Genomic DNA, 18,923 nt, shown 5'->3' with positions numbered 1-18,923 from the left:
ATGGCTTTAATACAGGCACAGGCATGGGTATTTACCATTGCGCTGATTGTTCTTGCCGTCATGGCGGTGCTCTGTCTGATACGCGCAATTATTGGACCGACGATCGCAGACCGTCTTGTGGCGGTGAACATGATGGGGACGATGGTCATGGTCATCATTTCCATCCTTGCTCTACGCATGAATGAGGGATATCTGGTGGATATCTGTCTGATTTATGCGATGATCAGCTTTCTGGCGGTGGTCGTGCTGACAAAGGTCTACACCGGCGTTTATCTGGAGCACCGCGACCACGGCAGAAAACTGCAGGAGATGGAGGAGAAAAACGGACAGGAGACGGAAAGGGAGGAAGAACATGCAGATTCTTAAATGGACACAGTTTATTCTTGGCACCGGGATGTTGTTTCTCGGTCTGCTGACATTCGTTGTGCAGCTTCTCGGCGTATTTAAGTTCAAGTACGTACTAAACCGGATGCACGCGGCGGCGATGGGCGATACGCTCGGAATCGGTATTTCGCTGATTGGTCTGATGATTTTGTCGGGATTTAACTTTACGACGCTGAAAATGGGGCTGGTGGTCGTGTTTCTCTGGTGCGCCTCCCCGGTGTCTTCACATCTGATTTCCAGGCTGGAGGCGACGACGAATCCGCATCTGGACAATTACTGCGAGGTGTCCGGCGAGGTGAAGGAAAAGCTGGAGGAAGAAAATAATATGCAGAAGGAGGAAGCGTGATGCAGATTTTTCAGTATATTTTACTCGGCTTTCTGGTGGTATGTGCGATTTCTGTGAGCTTTTCCAAAAGCCTGCTGAATTCCATCCTCATTTTTATGTCCTACAGTCTGATTATGTCGATCATCTGGATACTTCTGGAATCGCCGGACCTTGCCATCACCGAGGCGGCGGTGGGAGCCGGTGTCACCAGTATTCTGTTTTTTGTGACCTTAAAGAAGATACACGCGATGGGAGAGGAGGACAAGGACGATGAGTAAGCAGATTTCCGAGGAAGAATATAAAAAGCGGCTCCTGGTCCGTATGCGCCAGTGGATAAGCGGGGAGAAGGACCCCTACCTTGGCAATATGGAGGTCGTGCCGCAGCGGGAGTATGTGCCCAATGAGAAGAAATTACAGCGCTACCAGCGGGACCACGACCGGGTGCGGGGCAGAGTATACGATACCGGGCACAACCCAATCTACCGCTTTTTCCAGCGCTTTTACAGGGCGGCGGCGCTCATCTGCTGTCTGCTGCTGATTACCATTCTGCTGGTCGAGGTGTCGTATCTTCCGCCGGTCGGAAGCGACCACAATCCCACCAACAATGAGGTGGCGGAAAAATATATCGAGGATGGGCTGCAGGATACCGGGGCGGTGAATATTGTCACCGGCATGATTCTCGACTATCGTGCGTTTGATACCTTCGGGGAATCAAATGTGCTGTTTATCGCCACCTGCACAGTGCTGATTCTGCTGCGCAACGACAAGAAAAAGGGGAAGGAGAGCGCGGAGGAGGAAGAGAAGCGCGACAGCTTCTACGAGCCGAAGAACGACACGATTCTGCAGGGAATTGCTTCTGTGCTGGTGCCCATCATCTTTATTTTCGGCATTTACGTAATTCTGAACGGTCACCTCTCTCCGGGCGGCGGCTTTTCCGGCGGCGCGATCATCGGCGCCGGGCTGATTCTTTATCTGAACGCCTTCGGCTTTAAGAAGACGGAGCGGTTCTTCACGGAGAAAACTTATAAATGGGTGAGCTTTTCTGCACTGACATTTTACTGTCTGGCAAAGAGTTATTCCTTTTTCACCGGCGCAAACCATCTGGAGAGCGGCATTCCGCTGGGCACGCCGGGAGCGATTTTAAGCAGCGGTCTGATTCTGCCGCTCAACATCTGTGTGGGGCTGGTGGTTGCCTGCACGATGTACGCATTCTTTGCACTGTTCCGGAAAGGGGGCTTTTAGGGTATGTTCGGGTCAAATTTTGTGGCGAATATGGGAGAGGAGATTGCCATGATTCTGTTTGGAATCGGGTTTGCCAATCTGCTGCTCCAGAAAAATCTGATAAAGAAGATTATCGGTCTGAATATCATGGACACGGCGGTGTACCTCTTTCTGGCGGAAAAAGGCTATATCAGCGGAAGAGCGGCGCCAATCGTGGTGAACGGCGTGCAGGATGTGGAGGCGTACATAAACCCGATTCCCAGCGGTCTGGTGCTGACGGGCATTGTGGTTTCTGTTTCCGTCACGGCGCTGATGCTGTCGCTGACGGTGCGGCTGTACAGGCGGTATCACACGCTGGACCTGGATGAGATTTCCTCCAGGCTGAAAAAGGAGGGGCTGTGATGGCGTTTGTACAGAATGTCCCGTTCTTTTCCATCATGATTTCCATGTTTTCCGGCATCGTATCCTCGGTGCTGCCGGGAAAGGCGGCAAAGTGGCTGAACACGGCGGCAATCACCGTTGTCGGCGTGATGTCGGCGTGGCTTCTGGGCTACATGCTGGAGACGGGCGGGAGCTACACATATATGATGGGACATTTCCCGGCTCCCTGGGGCAACGAGATCCGTGCGGGCGCCCTGGAGGCGGCGATGGCGCTTGCTTTCTGCATCGTCATGCTGCTCTCGATGCTCGGCGGACGGAAAAAGCTGGATGACGAGGTGGAAAAGAGCAAGCACAATATCTACTATATCCTGACGGATCTGCTGCTCAGCTCCCTGCTGGCGCTCATCTACACGAACGATCTGTTTACCGCCTATGTTTTCGTGGAAATCAATACGATTTCCGCCTGCGGTCTGATCATGATACGCCAGAACGGAAGAACGATCGAGGCGGCGGTGCGCTATATGATTATGAGCCTTTTAGGCTCCGGTCTGCTGCTCATGGGTATCTGTATGCTCTACGACCTGACCGGGCATCTGCTGATGTCCAATATCAGGGAGCAGGTGGAGAAGATTATGGAGGCGGGCACCTACCGCATCCCGATGATTATCACCATCGGTCTGATTACGGTCGGTCTTTCCATCAAGAGCGCACTGTTTCCGTTTCATTCCTGGCTGCCGGACGCCTACGGATACTCGACGGTCTCCTCGGCGGCGATGCTGTCCAGCCTGGTATCCAAGGGTTATATATTCCTGCTGATTAAGATTTTTTACCGCGTAATCGGCTTTGATATCATCTGCGCCAGCAAAATCATCAATGTGCTGTTTGTGTTCGGTCTGTGCGGTATGATTTTCGGCTCGGTGAGCGCGATTATGGAAAAGGACGTCCGCAGGATGATTTCCTTCTCCTCGGTGGCGCAGATCGGTTACATCTATATGGGCTTCGGTCTGGGAACGACCGAGGGCGTGGTTGCCAGCATCTTCCATATCCTGGCGCACTCCGCTACCAAGTCGCTTCTGTTTATCTCGGCGATCGGTTTGACGGACGTATCGGCGGGCAGCCGCAGCTTCTTTGCACTGACGGGAGCTGGCTACCGCAACAAGATTGCCGGCGTCGGCTTTACCGTCGGTTCGCTCTCGATGGTCGGCGTGCCCATTTTTGCCGGGTTTGTCAGCAAGCTGCTGTTTGCGGAGGCGGCGGTGCTGCATCCGACCATGAAAATGCTGCCGACGCTGATCGTCCTGGCAATCAGTACGATTTTAAATGCTATTTATTTTCTGAAAACGGTTATCCGCATTTACGTGCCGGAGAAGAAGAGTGTGATTGCCGAAAAGGGCTATACGACCGTGACGATGGATAAGCAGAAGCTGTACACCTTTACCATTGTGATGTTTGTGCTGCTGAACATGGCGCTCGGCATGATGTCGGAGCCGATTCTGCATATCATGCAGACCGGGCTTTCAAATTTTGCGTAAGAGAAAAGGAGAGGACAAATGAATTATTCTATCTGGATTATTCCGGCAATATTTTTTCCGATCCTCTGCGGCGCGGCGGTTCTGATTCTGCCCGTTTTCCGGGAGCGGACAAGACTTCTCCGTATGACGGGCATTTCACTGGCTGTGACGGCGGTTCTGGCGCTGCTTGTGGTGACCGGCGGGGAGCAGGAGCTGCTGCTCTGGCAGTTCGGGGAAAATCTGAAGCTTTACTTCCGGGTGGATGCGCTCGGCAGACTGTACGCTGTGCTGGTGTCGCTGGTGTGGGTGCTCGCCGGTGTGTTTTCCTTTGAATACATGAAGCATGAGCAGGAGGAAAAGCGTTATTTCGGGTTTTATCTGATCGTGTACGGCGTGCTGCTTGCGCTCGCCTTTTCCGGAAATCTGGTCACCTTCTATGTATTTTATGAGATTATGACATTGACGTCTCTTCCTCTGGTGCTTCACACGCGGACGCGGGAGGCGTTGATGGCGGGGATGAAATATCTGTTTTATTCCCTCTGCGGCGCGTACATGGTGCTGCTCGGCATCTATTTTATGAATCAGTATGCGGCGACACTGGATTTTACCGCCGGAGGTTCCCTTGATATGGCGCGGGTATCCGGCAACGAGGGTGTGCTGCTGGTCATTGCGTTCTTTATGATTCTCGGCTTCGGCGTAAAGGCGGGTATGTTTCCGATGCACGCCTGGCTGCCGACGGCGCATCCGGTCGCTCCGGCCCCGGCGAGCGCCGTGCTGTCCGGTCTGATTGTAAAGGCGGGTGTTATCGGCGTTATCCGCACGGTTTTCTATGTGATTGGTCCCGATTTCCTCCGCGGCACCTGGGTGCAGACCACCTGGCTGGTGCTGACGCTGATTACGGTGTTTATGGGTTCCATGCTCGCTTACCGCGAGAAGCTTTTAAAGAAGCGGCTCGCCTACTCGACGGTCAGCCAGGCGTCGTACATTCTGTTCGGTCTGGCGCTGCTGCAGCCGCAGGCGATGACGGGATCGCTTCTGCACATCGTGTTCCATGCCATCATCAAATCCTGCCTGTTTTTAAGCGCCGGCGCCATTATTTACCGCACCGGGAAAACGCAGGTGGACGAGCTGACCGGCATCGGCAAGGAAATGCCGGTGACCATCTGGTGCTATACTTTCGCGTCCCTGGCGCTGATTGGCATTCCGCCCGCAAGCGGCTTTATCAGCAAGTGGTACCTGGCGACCGGTTCCCTGGAATCGGGTATCTCCGTGTTTTCCTGGCTGGGACCGGTGGTGCTGCTTATCAGTGCGCTTCTGACGGCGGGCTATCTGCTTCCGATTACCATCAAAGGTTTTCTGCCGGGGGCGGATTATGATTACAAATCGCTGAAAAAACTGGAACCGGCAAAGACAATGACGATTCCGCTGGCAATCCTGGCCGCGCTGGCAGTGCTTCTGGGCGTGTTCCCGAACCCGCTGACGGCGTATGTTTCCGGAATTGCCGGCGCGGTGCTGTAAGGGAGGCGGCGGGTTATGAGTAAATACTGGATTTTGGCGGCGATTCTGCTTCCGGTTATCGGCGGCGCGCTGACGATGCTCCTTCCGTTTAAAAAGCGGAGCCAGATGATGGTGTATCTGGAATGCCTTATGCTCGCGACCTCCGCAATCGTGCTTGCGCTGGTGGCGCACGGTCCGACGGAGATTTTTGAGGTCATTTATTTTGTGCACGGGCTGTCCATTTCCTTCAAGATTGACGGTATGACAATGGTATTCGGTGCTCTGGTGGCGGTGCTGTGGCCGCTGGCGATGCTGTATTCCTTTGAGTATATGGAGCATGAGGGGCACGAGAGGGTCTTTTTCACATTTTACAGCATCACATACGGCGTGACGCTCGGCATTGCCTTTGCGTCCGACATGCTCAGTATGTATTTCTTTTACGAGCTGCTGACGCTGGTGACGGTGCCGCTGGTGATGCACACGTTAAAGCGTGAGGCGATTCTGGCAAGCCGCAAATATCTTTACTATTCGCTGGGCGGCGCGGCGTTCGCGCTTCTCGGACTGGTGTTCCTTCTGGTATACGGGGACACGGTGGAATTTGTGATGGGCGGCGTGCTGAATTTAGAGAAAATCGGCGATAAGACAAACACGCTGCTGCTTGTCTATCTGCTGGCGTTTATGGGATTCGGCGTGAAGGCGGCGATCTGGCCGCTTAGCTCCTGGCTGCCGCAGGCGGGCGTTGCGCCCACGCCGGTGACGGCTCTGCTTCATGCTGTTGCCGTTGTAAAGGCGGGTGTGTTCGCCATCATCCGATTGACCTATTACAGCTTCGGCACGGAATTTCTGCGCGGCACCTGGGTGCAGGCGGTGGCGATGGGCTTCGCCATGATATCGATTGTGTACGGCTGCAGCCGTGCCGTCAAAGAGACGCATATCAAGCGGCGGCTTGCTTATTCGACGGTCAGCAATCTGTCCTACATCATTTTCGGCGCCACTATCATGACGCCGTGGGGGATGACGGGCGCGCTGGCGCATATGGTCTGCCATGCCTTCATGAAAATCTGCTCCTTTTTGTGCGCGGGCGCTTTTATGCATCAGACCGGAAAGAGCTATATCTACGAAATGAACGGGATGGGCAGAAAAATGCCGGTGGTCTTTGGCTGCTTTACCGTGGCGGCGCTCGGACTGATGGGCGTGCCGGGACTGGCGGGCTTTATCAGTAAGTGGAATCTGGCGGGGGCAGCGGTGGAGAGCGGCAATGTGCAGGCGTATTTTGGTATCGGCTGCCTGCTGATATCCGCGCTGCTGACGGCAATTTATATGATGTCCATTGTTATCCGGGCGTTTTTCCCCGGAAAGGATTTTGATTATGCGACGATAGCCTCCGCAAAGGACCCGACCTGGAAGATGTGTCTGCCGCTGGTTCTCTTTGCCGCCGCCGTTGTTGCGCTTGGTCTGTTTTCCGCGCCGCTGATTGCCTTTTTCCAGGACGTCGCGGCGGGCGTATATTAGAGAGGAGGGACGGCGAATATGGAACAGAACTTTCTTTTACTGGCGGCGATTGTGTTTTTTCCGATGCTGGGAGCGGGCATATCCTACCTGGCGGGCAGAAAGGATAAAACGCTGCGCGACCGTGTGGCGGGCTGCGTCACAATCGTGGAATTTCTGCTGCTGATACTTCTTCTTATAACAAAAGGGGCGAAGGAGGCTTCCTTTGTGCTGCCGGGCGTCTGCGGCATGGGGCTTTCCTTTGAGACGGAGGGCTTCCGGGCAATGTACGGCGCCATCGCGGCGTTTATGTGGATGGCGGCGACGCTGTTCAGCGCAGAATATTTTGCGCACTACCGCAACCGGAACCGCTATTATCTGTTTCTGCTGGTGACGCTGGGCGCTACCGAAGGAATTTTCTTCTCGGCGGATCTGTATACGACCTTTGTGTTTTTCGAGGTAATGTCGCTGGCTTCCTATGTGTGGGTGGCGCAGGATGAGCATGCTCCGTCGCTGCGGGCGGCGGCGACCTATCTCGCCGTGGCGGTCATCGGGGGACTTGTGATGCTGATGGGGCTGTTTCTGCTTTATAACCAGGCGGGCACCTTAACAATCAGCGAGCTGCACGACGCCTGCGCGGGCAAAAATGTGTATGTGGCGGCGGGCTGTCTGTTCTTCGGCTTTGCGGCGAAGGCGGGCGCTTTCCCGCTGCATATCTGGCTGCCGAAGGCGCATCCGGTCGCTCCGGCTCCGGCGAGCGCCCTGCTCTCCGGTATTCTGACGAAGACCGGTATCTTCGGCATTCTGGTAATTAGCTGCAAGATATTGCTGCATGACTGGAAATGGGGCACCTTCGTGCTGGTTCTGGGGACGCTCACAATGGTGGCGGGCGCGGTGCTGGCGCTGTTTTCCGTCGACTTTAAGCGCACGCTGGCGTGCTCGTCCGTATCACAGATTGGATTTATTCTGGTCGGAATCGGGATGCAGGGGCTGCTCGCAGAGGAAAACGCCCTTGCGGTGCGCGGAAGTCTGCTGCATATGGTGAATCACTCGCTGTTCAAGCTGGTGCTCTTCCTGGTGGCTGGGGTTATTTTCATGAATGTGCATAAGCTGGATCTGAACGAAATCCGCGGCTTTGGCAGAAAGAAGCCGCTGCTCGCCGCCATTTATCTGGCGGGAGCGCTGGGCATCGGCGGTATTCCGCTGTTTTCCGGCTATATAAGCAAGACGCTGCTACACGAGAGCATCGTGGAGTATACAGAGGCGCTGGAGACGGGCGCTCTGGCGCAGGGCGTCTTCGGCGTCAGCGACATGAAGATTATCGAGTGGCTGTTCCTCATCAGCGGCGGTCTGACGGTGGCGTATATGTGCAAGCTGTTCTTTGCCGTTTTTGTGGAGAAAAATAACGATGCAAAGGTGCAGAAAAAATACGACGGCATGTCCGGCAGCTATATGAAGCCGGTGAGCGCGGCGGCGCTGGCAGTCCCGGCGGCATTGTTTCCGCTGATGGGTATCCTGCCGCATCAGACGATGGATAAGCTTGCCGATATGGGGCAGGGCTTCTGCGGATTAGCTGAAAATCCGCACACGGTGGCATACTTCAGCCTGACGAACCTGAAAGGCAGTCTGATTTCGATTGCTATTGGCGCGCTGATTTATCTGCTGCTTGTGCGGACCTGGATGCTGAAAAAGCAGCCGGACGGCACCACCGTTTACGTAAACCGCTGGCCGCGTGTGCTGGACCTGGAGGATTATGTATACCGCCCGATCCTGCTGACGGCGGTCCCGGCAGTGTGCGGCGGCGTCTGCATGGTGCTCGATAACGCGGTTGATTTGCTTGCAAAGCTGCTTCCGATTGCCGGAAGCGTGGAGGCGGGCTTCTTCGATACGATAACGGACAGCGTGATTGTGTTTCTGCGGAAAACCATCTACCAGGACAGCCCCCAGCCGCACGAACTGGAGGAGGGAAACGCGCTCACCCATGTCTGCGGGCGTATTGTAAATCGGGCTGTGGCGCTGCTCAACCTGACCATCTGGCGCCGCCATCCGAAAAAGAAGGACTACGAGCACACCTTCGCCCTCGCCTACGAAAGCTTCAAAGAAAACACCGGCATCATCGGCAGAAGCCTCTCCTACGGGCTGATCCTGTTTTGCCTGGGATTGTGCGGCACACTGATTTATCTGCTCATTTCCCTGCTGCTGTAGTGGAGCGTTTCCCTGCTGCTGTAGCAGGTCGTGTGGCAGTTCAGCTTCCTGCTGGACTGCCACGGACTTTGCGTGTGGAGATCTGGTAAAGTGCAGGAAGGGAAAACTGTATTCACGTCGAAAAATGCAAAAACTTTAAAAATATTCGTGTATTTTTGCATGATTATTAAGGCGAATTAGTTGATTTTTTGCAGGGAGCAAGGCAGGTGGGCAAAACCTATTCTGGAGTTTGGGCGCAGATTTTATGAGAATTTTAATATTGCAACAATAACGCTCATCAAAGATGGTGGGCGTTTTTCATTGAAAAATTCACTTTTTCGAGATATACTTTTCTTATATTTAACGGAGGAAAAGAGAATGGTTGATACAAAAAAGGAACAGGAGCGTGACGAACTGCATCGTGCTATCTGGGCTATTGCGGACGAGCTGCGGGGAGCAGTTGACGGATGGGACTTTAAGAATTATGTTCTTGGAACGATGTTCTCCTGCGAATATAGACCATATAAAAGAAATAGTGGCGCGTGAACAGATACTTCGGGATGAGATTGACAAGATTATTGCAGAAATAGAGGGGTAATATGGAGAAAGAGTTGTTGAACGAATCAGGCAGATTAGTACAGAAAAATTGTGTTGATGACAGGTTTCAGACGATGATTTCCGATATAAAAGATATTATATCGGTCGGCAGGAAACAGGCATATAACGCTGTAAATAAGGCATCGGTTCTAACCTATTGGCAGATCGGGAAGCGGATTGTAGAACAGGAACAGAATGGAGAAAACAGGGCGGAATATGGCAAGGCGCTTATGGATACGCTGGCTTATGAACTTACAGCAGAATATGGTACCAGTTATTCAAAAAGAAATCTTCAATATTATAGAAAATTTTATTTGTTGTTTCCAGATGAAGAGATTGTGAACACGTGTGTTCACAATTTAAGTTGGTCTCATTTCAGAACACTCCTTCGTGTGCCGGATGAAAAAGCAAGATTATGGTACATGAATGAGGCAGCTCACGAAGGTTGGGGTGTTAGGACACTGGATAGAAATATCGGAACACAATACTACTATCGGCTTCTTCAGGCTCCTAAGAAGGAAGAAGTAATTTCAGAAATGAAGCAGAAGACAAACAAATATCAAAGAAATAATTTTGAATTGCTGAAAAGTCCGGTGATTGCGGAATTTCTCGGATTTAAGAATGAAGACACTTATCTTGAAAATGATCTTGAGACCGCAATCCTGTCCCATATCCGTGACTTCCTTATGGAAATGGGAAGAGGCTTTGCCTTTGTTGCGAGACAGCAGCATATCGTCACAGAAACAGAGGATTATTTCATTGATCTGGTGTTTTATAATATTGAGCTGAAGTGTTATGTGCTGATTGATTTGAAAATGGGGAAAATTACGCATCAGGATGTGGGTCAGATTGATATGTATGTCCGTATGTACGATGAGTTAAAGTGCAAAGAGGGAGATAATCCTACTCTTGGAATCCTGCTTTGTACAGAAACAGATGAGGACATTGCCCGATATTCTGTGCTGCATGATAACGATAGGCTGTTTATGTCAAAGTATTTGACCTACCTGCCAACAAAAGAGCAACTTAGGACTGAGATTGAGCGGCAGAAAGAGATATTTTATATGCAGCATCCTGCGCTGCAGGAATGAGTAGATGGGATAAGAAAGGCATTGGAAATATTGTATTTTATAGCGCTGAGTTCAGCCTTGACATTACCGGATATTTGTGGAAAGGCTGCTTATCCAGAGAAACAGGCTTTGCTTTGCGAAAAATTTTACAGGCAGGGAAATATTGCTTGCTAATATTCTGAAAAAATGGTACTATAATACTACTATTGTTAATCACTAAAGGAGGGAAAGATTCATGAAAAAGAAACTTATGGCAGCGGTACTTGCAGGTGCAATGTTATTGTCTGCTACAGCATGCAGCGCGAAGGAGACAGCTACAGAGGCAGATACCTCCAGCGTTATTCAGAATGAAACAGAGACAACCACTTCCGGCGAGACCTACAAGATCGCAATGGTTACAGACTCCGGTGATATCACGGACCAGTCTTTCAACCAGACGACCTACGAAGCCTGCAAGGCATTCGCAGAGGCAAACGGCGTAGATTTCAACTACTACAAACCGGACAGCGACTCCGACGAAGCGCGTATCGCAGCGGTAGACCAGGCATGTGCGGAAGGGTACAATATCATCGTACTTCCGGGTTATCTGTTCGGCGCTACCCTCAGAGAAGAATCCCCGGCTTACCCGGATGTAAAATTCATCGCGCTGGATATGTCTGAGGCAGATCTTCGCGGCGATCAGACGGATGTTGATCTCTCTGAGGTTTATAATGTAGAAAATACCTACTGCGCAATCTATCAGGAAGAGCTTCCGGGCTACATGGCAGGCTATGCGGCAGTAAAGATGGGCTATAAGCACCTCGGCTTCCTGGGTGGTATGTCCGTACCGGCAGTTATCCGCTATGGCTTCGGTTATGTGCAGGGTGCAAACGCAGCGGCTGTAGAGCTTGGTATCGAGGATGAGGTAACGGTAGAATACGCATACGGCGGACAGTTCTACGGCGATGCTGATATTACAGCGGCGATGGATACCTGGTATTCTACGAACGGCGTAGAAGTTGTATTCGCATGCGGCGGCGGTATCTACACCTCTGCAGCAGAAGCAGCAGCTAAGGTTGGCGGAAAAGTAATCGGTGTTGACTCTGATCAGGCTCCGGTTATTGATGCATACGCTGAGGGCATGACAATCACCTCCGCAATGAAGGGTCTTGCTCCGACCGTAAACACACTGCTTTCCGCAATCGTTCTGGAAGATACCTGGGCAGATTACGTAGGAAAGATCGACAACCTGGGTCTGGTATCTGAGAATCCGGAAGAGAACTATGTACAGCTCCCGCTTGAGAGCACACAGTGGTGCGACACCTTCACGCAGGACGACTACAAAGCACTGGTAGCTTCTATGGTAGCAGGCGACATTACGGTTGACAACAACATCGAGACCATGCCGGAGACAGCGATCACGGTAAACGACCTCGGAAACATTAAATAAATCAGAAATTTTCCGTAACCGGGAATGCAGGCATCGCAAAGCGGCGGAATACCGCCGCAGAGCGGTGCTTTTTCGTTGCCATGCATACGACAAAAACGTCCGGTGGACGTTTTTTAGTTGTTAATTTGCATAAAAGTTTTATTATTTTTTCTTTAAATTCTGTAAAATCTATGATAGAATAAAGACATGTGCGAGAGAGGAAGGGGGAAGGTGACATTGGAAAATTATGCTATCGAAATGCTTGGCATTACAAAACGGTTTCCGGGCATTGTAGCAAATGATAATATCACCCTGCAGTTAAAGAAAGGTGAGATCCATGCGCTTCTTGGAGAGAACGGTGCGGGAAAATCCACGCTGATGAGCGTTCTTTTCGGGCTGTACCAGCCGGAGGAGGGAGAAATCCGCAAGGACGGGAAAAAGGTGGAAATCAAAGACCCGAACGATGCGAACGACCTTGGCATCGGCATGGTGCATCAGCATTTTAAGCTGGTAGAATGCTTCAGTGTCCTGGATAATATCATCCTTGGTGTGGAGACGACGAAGGGAGGCTTCCTGCAGAAGGATGAGGCGCGGAAAAAGGTAATGGCGCTGTCGGAAAAATACGGTCTGCAGGTGGAGCCGGACGCCCTTATCGAGGATATCACAGTCGGTATGCAGCAGCGCACAGAGATTCTGAAGATGCTGTACCGGGATAACGAGATCCTGATTTTTGACGAGCCGACGGCAGTGCTCACTCCGCAGGAGATTCAGGAGCTGATGTCGATTATGAAGAATCTGGCGGCGGAGGGAAAGAGTATTCTGTTTATCACGCACAAGCTTGCGGAGATCATGCAGGTTTCTGACCGCTGTACCGTGCTCAGAAAAGGAAAATACGTGGGGACGGTGGAGACGAAGGACACAACGCCGGAAAAACTGTCCGCCATGATGGTCGGAAGGAACGTAAGCTTTGCCGTGGAGAAAAAGGACGCAAAGCCGGGCGAGGTCGTGCTGGATATCCAGGGAATGACGGTGGCGTCAAAGCGGCACAAAAACAATGCGGTGAACAATGTCAGTATGCAGGTGCGCCGTGGCGAGATCGTCTGCATTGCGGGCATCGACGGCAACGGACAGACAGAATTTGTTTACGGACTTTCCGGGCTGGAGCCGCTTAAATCCGGTACCATAAAGCTGAACGGCGAGGATATCACCCATGCGCCTATCCGGAAGCGTTCCATGATGGGGATGAGCCATATCCCGGAGGACCGTCACAAACATGGTCTGGTGCTGGACTATACGCTGGAAAACAATATGGTGCTGCAGCGGTATTTTGAGCCGCAGTTCACCAATAAGGCGGGCTTTTTAAAGAAAAAAGAAATCCACTCTTACGCGGAGCGGCTGATTGAGCAGTACGATGTGCGCTCCGGGCAGGGACCGGTCACGCTGGCGCGCTCCATGTCGGGCGGAAACCAGCAGAAGGCGATTATTGCCCGCGAGATTGACAAAAATCCGGAGCTGCTGATCGCTGTACAGCCGACGAGAGGTCTGGATGTCGGCGCAATCGAATATATCCACAGCCAGCTTGTGGCGCAGCGCGACGCCGGAAAGGGCGTGCTGCTCATCAGTCTGGAGCTGGACGAGGTAATGAACGTATCCGACCGTATCCTCGTGATGTACGAGGGAGAGATCGTCGGAGAATTTGACCCGAAGAAGGTCACGGTGGAAGAGCTGGGACTGTATATGGCGGGCGCAAAGAAGGGAGGCGGCAAAAATGAATAAAAAAGAAAAGAAAAGTCTCCTGCGCAACGGCGCGTTCCAGTCGCTGATCGCATCGCTGGCATGTATCCTGATAGGTCTTCTGGTCGGCTATATTGTTCTGCTGCTCATCAATCCGGCGGGCGCGGGCAAGGCGATTATCTCGATTCTGAAAAACTTTATGTATTATCCGACGAAGGTGAAGGCGCTGCAGTATTTCGGAAGCACGCTGGTAAAAACAGCTCCGCTGCTTCTGTGCTCGCTGTCGGTGTTGTTTGCCTATAAGGTGGGTCTTTTCAACATCGGCGCGGCAGGACAGTATGTGGCGGGCGCGGGCGCATGTCTTTACTGTGCACTGGCATGGAATCTTCCGTGGTATGTCTGCATTCTGGCGGCGGTGGTCGTGGGTGCAGCGCTGGCGGCTATCTCCGGTCTTTTAAAGGCATACTGCAATGTAAACGAAGTAATCTCCTGCATCATGCTGAACTGGATCGCCCTGTATGTGGTAAATATGCTGCTCTCCACGGTGAAGGATGCTTCCAGCCCGTATTCGGAGTCTCTGACAGCGAAAAATCCGGGCGCGCTGATTCCGTCCGCAGGGCTGTCGGCTCTTTTTGCCAACAATAAGTATGTGACGATCGCGCTTCCGCTGGCGGTCGTGGTGGCGATACTGGTGTGGGTGCTTCTGGAGAAGACGAAGCTGGGCTACGAGCTGAAGGCGACCGGTCTGAACAAGCAGGCGGCGAAATACTGCGGTATGCGCGAGAAGTACAACATCATTCTCACAATGGCGATTTCCGGTGCGCTTGCCGGGATGGGTGCGGCATTTTTCTACCTGACCGGCGTGGAGCAGTGGGCGGTTACGCAGACAAGCGTTCCGGGCATGGGCTTTAACGGAATTGCGGCAGCGTTTTTAGGCGGTCTGCATCCGATTGGCGCGATTTTTTCTTCTTACTTTATCCAGCACATTACCAGCGGCGGTGCGTACGTGGACAAGTCGATGTACTGTGCGCAGATCTCAGATCTGATTTCCGCGCTGATTATTTACCTGTGCGGCTTTGTGTTCTTCTTTAAGCTCTGGCTGAACCGGGTTCTGGACAAACGGGATGAAAAGCGCGCGGCGCAGGGACAGAAAGGAGGCGAAGCATAATGCTGCTTTTAATTCAATACACATTAATATTTGCTTCCGTTCTGATTCTGGTAGCGCTGGGCGGGTGCTTCTCCGAGCACAGCGGCGTTATTAATATCGGATTAGAGGGCATTATGGTTATGGGAGCGCTCGGCGGGGCGCTGATGCTGAAATTTGTGCCGGCGACGGTACCGGCAATCGTCATGATCGTGCTGGTTATCGCGGCGGCGGTGCTTGTCGGGATGCTCTACTCGCTTCTGCTGGCGGTGGCGGCAATCAATTTCAAAGCCGACCAGACGCTGGCGGGAACCGCGCTGAACCTGCTCGGTACGGCGGCGGCAGTCGTAATCGTAAGAGCAATCAATATGGCGGAGAGCAAGGACAACGTGTCCTCCACCATCACCTACATTGAAAGCAAAAAGGCGTTCCTGGTGCGCATCGGCGGGTTTGAATTTAACTGGTTCATGCTGATTGCGGCGGTTGCGCTGGTGGTGTCCTACATTGTGCTTTATAAAACAAAATTCGGGCTTCGTCTGCGGGCGTGCGGCGAGCATCCGCAGGCGGCGGATTCGGTCGGCATCAATGTTTACAAGATGCGCTATGCGGGCGTGCTGATTTCCGGTATGCTCGGCGGTCTTGGCGGCATCGTGTATATCACGGCGGGCGTGAGCGAATGGAAATTTGAGAACGGCGTGGCGGGCTTTGGCTTCCTGGCGCTTGCCGTTATGATTTTCGGACAGTGGAAGCCGGTAAACATCGGTTTTGCGGCGCTTTTGTTCGGACTGTTCCGCGCGCTGTCCAACGTGTACACCGGATTTCCGGCGCTGGTTGCGTTGAAGCTTCCGAGCACCATTTACAATATGCTGCCCTACATTATTTCTCTGGTAGTGCTTGCCTTCACTTCCGGAAAATCCAGGGCGCCGAAAGCGGAGGGTATTCCCTACGATAAGGGGCAGCGGTAGCCATAAGACACTTACTTCAGGCTATTTCGGCTTTTTTGCATCATACGCTTTCAAAATGAAAGTTTATGTATAAAAGAGAGAGAAGAGGAGACACTAACGGAAACAGGGTGTCTCCTTTTTTGCTGCCATGCATACGACTTTAGCAGCCATGCATCCGCAGGAAGCTGTCGGTGGCAGGTCCTGCAGGGATGATAAGCATGGAAGGGGACAATGCGGAAAGGGTGTGGAAATGATGAAGCAGATGACGGGAAAACAGAGTATACAGTTTGACAGGGCGCCGCACATCATCGGTTCTTCCTCTGTGGCAGGGAAGAAAGAGGGGGAGGGACCGCTGGCGGACGCATTTGATTTAATCTGCAGCGATGACCGCTTTGGCGAGGACAACTGGGAAAAATCGGAGAGCACGATGCAGAATGAGGCGATGAAGCTGGCGCTGCAGCATTCCGGGCTCTTTCCGTCGCAGGTGCGCTATCTGTTTGGCGGCGATCTCCTGGGACAGCTGATTGCCACCTCCTTTGGTATGGAAAACCTGGATATTCCGCTGTTCGGACTGTACGGCGCCTGCTCCACCTGCGGGGAAGCACTTTCGCTTGCCGCGATGGCGGTGGCGGGAGGCTTTTCTGATTACGCGGCGGCGATCACCTCCAGCCACTTTGCGAGTGCGGAGAAGCAGTTCCGCTTTCCGCTGGGATACGGAAACCAGCGTCCGCTGGCGGCGACCTGGACCGTCACAGGCAGCGGAGCCTTTATTCTGGGACAGAAGGGCGGACATGCGCGTATCACCGGGATTACCACGGGAAAGGTGGTGGATTTCGGCGTAAAGGATTCTCTGAATATGGGCGCCTGCATGGCTCCGGCGGCATGTGACACCATTTATCAGAATCTGATGGATTTTAACCGGCAGCCATCGGATTATGATAAAATTATCACCGGAGACCTCGGATATGTGGGACAGACGATTTTGCATGACCTGTTAAAGGAAAAGGGCTTTGATATTGCCGGAGTGCATATGGACTGTGGCATCGAGATTTATGACCGCGAGACGCAGGATACGCATTCCGGCGGAAGCGGCTGCGGCTGCTCGGCGGTGACGCTTGCGGCGCTGATTCTGCCGAAAATCTGTAAGGGCGTCTGGAAGCGGGTGCTGTTTGTGCCGACCGGTGCGCTGCTCTCCACGGTGAGCTTCAACGAAGGGCAGAGCGTGCCGGGAATCGCTCATGCGGTCGTCATTGAGCACTGCTGAGGCGTCGGCGCTGCGGAGGCTGTGCTTTGACGGACGGCATCAAAAAATAACTTGGAGGAATCATGATGGATTATATTACCGCTTTCTGGGTAGGAGGACTGGTCTGCGCACTGGTGCAGATTCTGCTTGATAAAACGAAATTGCTGCCGGGGCGTGTTATGGTAATGCTGGTAGTGACAGGAACGATTCTCGGCGCACTTGGCATCTATAAACCATTCCAGGAGTTTGCGGGTGCGGGAGCAAGCGTTCCCCTGCTCGGCTTTGGAAACACGATCTGGGAAGGTATGAGAGAAGCAGTCGATAAGGAAGGCTTTATCGGGCTGTTTAAGGGCGGATTTACAGCCGGAGCCGCCGGAATCGGGGCGGCGCTGATTTTTTCCTATATTGCAAGCCTGCTCTGCCAGCCCAAAATGAAGAAGTGATTGAGAGGCGTTTTCCCTGGGCGGCCGGGTCAAAAGTGCAGGAGCAGGGAAGTGACGGGCTCCAGGGAAAAGAGGCGGTCTCAGGGGATGAGGGCTTCTTCTTTCAGATAACTGTATATCCGTGTGATGGCGGCGCCGATCAGCGCCGCTTTTTCTGCGTGATACCCCGTGCAGAGCTGGAAATCGACCGTTTTGAAGGTGGTGTAGGCTAGTACGCTGTTTTTGAGGTACTGCAGGTCCTCCGCTGTAAAGTATTTTGCCAGCAGACCGCCAATCACGATATCAGACCCCATGACCATCCGCAGATTGTCAATCAGCAGTGCGAGCTCCCGCAGATAATTGTGCCAGATCTGCACGGCGCGGATATTTCCTTCGCAGACATGCTGGAAAAAGCCGGGCAGATTTTCCGCGGCGCTGCCGAGAAGGCTGTTTGCGGAGCAGTAAGCGTCTGCGCAGCCGCGTTTTCCACAGTAGCAGAGCCTGCCGTCCGGGTGGAGCGTCATATGCTCGATGGTCCCGCTGCTGAGCTGCGGCAGATGCAGCACGCTGCCCCGGCTGATTATGGCGGAGCCCAAAAACGGATTGAGAGACAGATAGACGGCATTTTCCAGGGCGGGATTGTACCAGTGCTCCGCGATCGCCGCCGCTTCCGCGTCGTGTATCAGGGACAGCGGCAGGGAAAAATGGCGGGCAAAATCGGAGCGGGAAAAGGAACTGCTGTTTAAGATTTTTCCGTACATGATGTGCTCCCCGTCCGCCGCGATGATTCCCTGGAGCGCGACGGTAATGCCGAGAATGTCTGACGGACTGCAGGCGAGGGAGCGGATAAAACGGTCCGCCCAGGCGCCGAAGATGGAAAAGTAGGTCGCGTCCGCCAGAAAGCTGATATCGAGCGTATCCTCCCGGAGAATTTCCCCGCGCAGATTGACAGCTGCGATGTGGAGACGTTCCGCGAGCACCTCCACTCCGATGGCGATGCGGGCGCTGGCATTGAATTTATAGAGAACGGCGGGACGTCCGCCGGTAATCGTCCGGTCGGAGCTGCGGCAGATTTTATTTTCCGCCAGCAGCGTTTTCAGATTCTGGGATATTGTAGGCAGGCTGAAATGAAGAGTGCGGGACATCATGTCCTTTGAGACGCCGTCATTTTCATAAATCATCCGGTAGACCATATTGCAGTTTAATTTTCTGATTTCCGTGGTAGTAATACTCATGCAATCCTCCCTGTCATCCGGATGGCGGATAACGATATTATGATAATGATATTATAAGATGTTGGGGTCAAAAGGTATTTTGGCCCCTGTGATACCGGATTGCTCCGTACTTCGTACTCTCGCAATCCTCAAAAA

At 52.9% G+C, this 18,923-nt stretch carries 17 protein-coding genes and 1 pseudogene; 17 read left to right on the top strand and 1 reads right to left on the bottom strand.

The window, feature by feature from the left end:
- The 17 genes and pseudogenes from NQ534_RS21060 to NQ534_RS20980 all read left to right on the top strand — a co-directional run bounded on the left by NQ534_RS21060 (position 1) and on the right by NQ534_RS20980 (position 17,574).
- Positions 1-366 carry an MrpF/PhaF family protein gene (locus NQ534_RS21060; protein ID WP_006864675.1) on the top strand — a complete coding sequence of 122 codons (366 nt, stop codon included), beginning with the start codon at positions 1-3 and terminating at the stop codon, positions 364-366.
- The gene (locus NQ534_RS21055) at positions 353-730 is read left to right on the top strand and encodes a cation:proton antiporter (protein WP_006864674.1); all 378 of its coding nucleotides are present in this window, start codon (positions 353-355) and stop codon (positions 728-730) included. Before NQ534_RS21060 ends, NQ534_RS21055 begins: the two co-directional genes overlap by 14 nt.
- Complete coding sequence (locus tag NQ534_RS21050; protein ID WP_006864673.1) at positions 730-987, top strand: hydrogenase subunit MbhD domain-containing protein; 258 nt, start codon at positions 730-732, stop codon at positions 985-987. The genes NQ534_RS21055 and NQ534_RS21050 overlap by 1 nt, the downstream gene beginning before the upstream one ends.
- Entirely contained in the window at positions 980-1,951 is a 972-nt protein-coding gene (gene mbhE / locus NQ534_RS21045) for a hydrogen gas-evolving membrane-bound hydrogenase subunit E (protein ID WP_006864672.1), read from the top strand. The genes NQ534_RS21050 and mbhE overlap by 8 nt, the downstream gene beginning before the upstream one ends.
- 3 nt (positions 1,952-1,954) lie before the next feature.
- Positions 1,955-2,332 (top strand): sodium:proton antiporter, encoded by a 378-nt coding sequence (locus NQ534_RS21040; RefSeq protein ID WP_006864671.1) that lies wholly within the window; start codon positions 1,955-1,957, stop codon positions 2,330-2,332.
- Complete coding sequence (locus NQ534_RS21035; RefSeq protein ID WP_006864670.1) at positions 2,332-3,843, top strand: complex I subunit 5 family protein; 1,512 nt, start codon at positions 2,332-2,334, stop codon at positions 3,841-3,843. The genes NQ534_RS21040 and NQ534_RS21035 overlap by 1 nt, the downstream gene beginning before the upstream one ends.
- An 18-nt stretch (positions 3,844-3,861) precedes the next feature.
- Entirely contained in the window at positions 3,862-5,340 is a 1,479-nt protein-coding gene (locus NQ534_RS21030; protein WP_006864669.1) for a complex I subunit 5 family protein, read from the top strand.
- A gap of 15 nt (positions 5,341-5,355) precedes the next feature.
- Positions 5,356-6,831, top strand: coding sequence for a complex I subunit 5 family protein (locus tag NQ534_RS21025; protein WP_006864668.1), 1,476 nt, complete (start codon positions 5,356-5,358; stop codon positions 6,829-6,831).
- An 18-nt stretch (positions 6,832-6,849) separates the two neighbouring features.
- On the top strand, positions 6,850-9,012 hold the full coding sequence (locus NQ534_RS21020; protein ID WP_074680141.1) for a complex I subunit 5 family protein: 2,163 nt from the start codon (positions 6,850-6,852) through the stop codon (positions 9,010-9,012).
- A 357-nt stretch (positions 9,013-9,369) separates the two neighbouring features.
- Positions 9,370-9,495, top strand: a pseudogene (locus NQ534_RS21015) (type I restriction-modification system subunit M N-terminal domain-containing protein); the annotation flags it as partial.
- A gap of 95 nt (positions 9,496-9,590) precedes the next feature.
- Positions 9,591-10,679 carry a PDDEXK nuclease domain-containing protein gene (locus NQ534_RS21010; RefSeq protein ID WP_006864581.1) on the top strand — a complete coding sequence of 363 codons (1,089 nt, stop codon included), beginning with the start codon at positions 9,591-9,593 and terminating at the stop codon, positions 10,677-10,679.
- Positions 10,680-10,893: 214 nt separating this feature from the next.
- Entirely contained in the window at positions 10,894-12,087 is a 1,194-nt protein-coding gene (locus tag NQ534_RS21005) for a BMP family lipoprotein (RefSeq protein ID WP_006864579.1), read from the top strand.
- A 186-nt stretch (positions 12,088-12,273) separates the two neighbouring features.
- On the top strand, positions 12,274-13,842 hold the full coding sequence (locus NQ534_RS21000; RefSeq protein WP_006864578.1) for an ABC transporter ATP-binding protein: 1,569 nt from the start codon (positions 12,274-12,276) through the stop codon (positions 13,840-13,842).
- Positions 13,835-14,968: an ABC transporter permease gene (locus NQ534_RS20995; RefSeq protein ID WP_006864576.1), complete on the top strand. Its 1,134-nt coding sequence runs from the start codon at positions 13,835-13,837 to the stop codon at positions 14,966-14,968. The genes NQ534_RS21000 and NQ534_RS20995 overlap by 8 nt, the downstream gene beginning before the upstream one ends.
- A complete protein-coding gene (locus NQ534_RS20990) occupies positions 14,968-15,909 on the top strand; it encodes an ABC transporter permease (protein WP_006864575.1) in 942 nt (313 codons plus the stop codon). The genes NQ534_RS20995 and NQ534_RS20990 overlap by 1 nt, the downstream gene beginning before the upstream one ends.
- Positions 15,910-16,141: 232 nt before the next feature.
- A complete protein-coding gene (gene spoVAD / locus NQ534_RS20985) occupies positions 16,142-17,152 on the top strand; it encodes a stage V sporulation protein AD (protein ID WP_040785613.1) in 1,011 nt (336 codons plus the stop codon).
- Positions 17,153-17,217: 65 nt separating this feature from the next.
- Complete coding sequence (locus tag NQ534_RS20980) at positions 17,218-17,574, top strand: SpoVA/SpoVAEb family sporulation membrane protein (protein ID WP_040785606.1); 357 nt, start codon at positions 17,218-17,220, stop codon at positions 17,572-17,574.
- Between the two features lie 80 nt (positions 17,575-17,654).
- On the opposite strand, the gene NQ534_RS20975 is transcribed toward NQ534_RS20980, so the two are convergent.
- Entirely contained in the window at positions 17,655-18,788 is a 1,134-nt protein-coding gene (locus NQ534_RS20975; protein WP_006864572.1) for an ROK family protein, read from the bottom strand.
- Positions 18,789-18,923: the final 135 nt, after the last annotated feature.

Origin of the sequence: Marvinbryantia formatexigens DSM 14469, assembly GCF_025148285.1 — a bacterium.
Classification (GTDB): Bacteria; Bacillota; Clostridia; order Lachnospirales; family Lachnospiraceae; genus Marvinbryantia; species Marvinbryantia formatexigens.
This window is presented reverse-complemented; position numbering and strand designations above follow the sequence as displayed.

What these genes read in the sequence shown, in the direction of transcription:
- NQ534_RS21040 (WP_006864671.1), top strand. Translation starts at nt 1,955, where the DNA reads ATGTTCGGGTCAAATTTTGTGGCGAATATGGGAGAGGAGATTGCCATG.
- NQ534_RS21005 (WP_006864579.1), top strand. Translation starts at nt 10,894, where the DNA reads ATGAAAAAGAAACTTATGGCAGCGGTACTTGCAGGTGCAATGTTATTG.
- mbhE (WP_006864672.1), top strand. Translation starts at nt 980, where the DNA reads ATGAGTAAGCAGATTTCCGAGGAAGAATATAAAAAGCGGCTCCTGGTC.
- NQ534_RS21060 (WP_006864675.1), top strand. Translation starts at nt 1, where the DNA reads ATGGCTTTAATACAGGCACAGGCATGGGTATTTACCATTGCGCTGATT.
- NQ534_RS21010 (WP_006864581.1), top strand. Translation starts at nt 9,591, where the DNA reads ATGGAGAAAGAGTTGTTGAACGAATCAGGCAGATTAGTACAGAAAAAT.
- NQ534_RS21020 (WP_074680141.1), top strand. Translation starts at nt 6,850, where the DNA reads ATGGAACAGAACTTTCTTTTACTGGCGGCGATTGTGTTTTTTCCGATG.
- NQ534_RS21025 (WP_006864668.1), top strand. Translation starts at nt 5,356, where the DNA reads ATGAGTAAATACTGGATTTTGGCGGCGATTCTGCTTCCGGTTATCGGC.
- NQ534_RS20975 (WP_006864572.1), bottom strand. Translation starts at nt 18,788, where the DNA reads ATGAGTATTACTACCACGGAAATCAGAAAATTAAACTGCAATATGGTC.
- NQ534_RS21050 (WP_006864673.1), top strand. Translation starts at nt 730, where the DNA reads ATGCAGATTTTTCAGTATATTTTACTCGGCTTTCTGGTGGTATGTGCG.
- NQ534_RS21000 (WP_006864578.1), top strand. Translation starts at nt 12,274, where the DNA reads ATGTGCGAGAGAGGAAGGGGGAAGGTGACATTGGAAAATTATGCTATC.
- NQ534_RS21030 (WP_006864669.1), top strand. Translation starts at nt 3,862, where the DNA reads ATGAATTATTCTATCTGGATTATTCCGGCAATATTTTTTCCGATCCTC.
- NQ534_RS21055 (WP_006864674.1), top strand. Translation starts at nt 353, where the DNA reads ATGCAGATTCTTAAATGGACACAGTTTATTCTTGGCACCGGGATGTTG.
- spoVAD (WP_040785613.1), top strand. Translation starts at nt 16,142, where the DNA reads ATGAAGCAGATGACGGGAAAACAGAGTATACAGTTTGACAGGGCGCCG.
- NQ534_RS20980 (WP_040785606.1), top strand. Translation starts at nt 17,218, where the DNA reads ATGGATTATATTACCGCTTTCTGGGTAGGAGGACTGGTCTGCGCACTG.
- NQ534_RS21035 (WP_006864670.1), top strand. Translation starts at nt 2,332, where the DNA reads ATGGCGTTTGTACAGAATGTCCCGTTCTTTTCCATCATGATTTCCATG.
- NQ534_RS20990 (WP_006864575.1), top strand. Translation starts at nt 14,968, where the DNA reads ATGCTGCTTTTAATTCAATACACATTAATATTTGCTTCCGTTCTGATT.
- NQ534_RS20995 (WP_006864576.1), top strand. Translation starts at nt 13,835, where the DNA reads ATGAATAAAAAAGAAAAGAAAAGTCTCCTGCGCAACGGCGCGTTCCAG.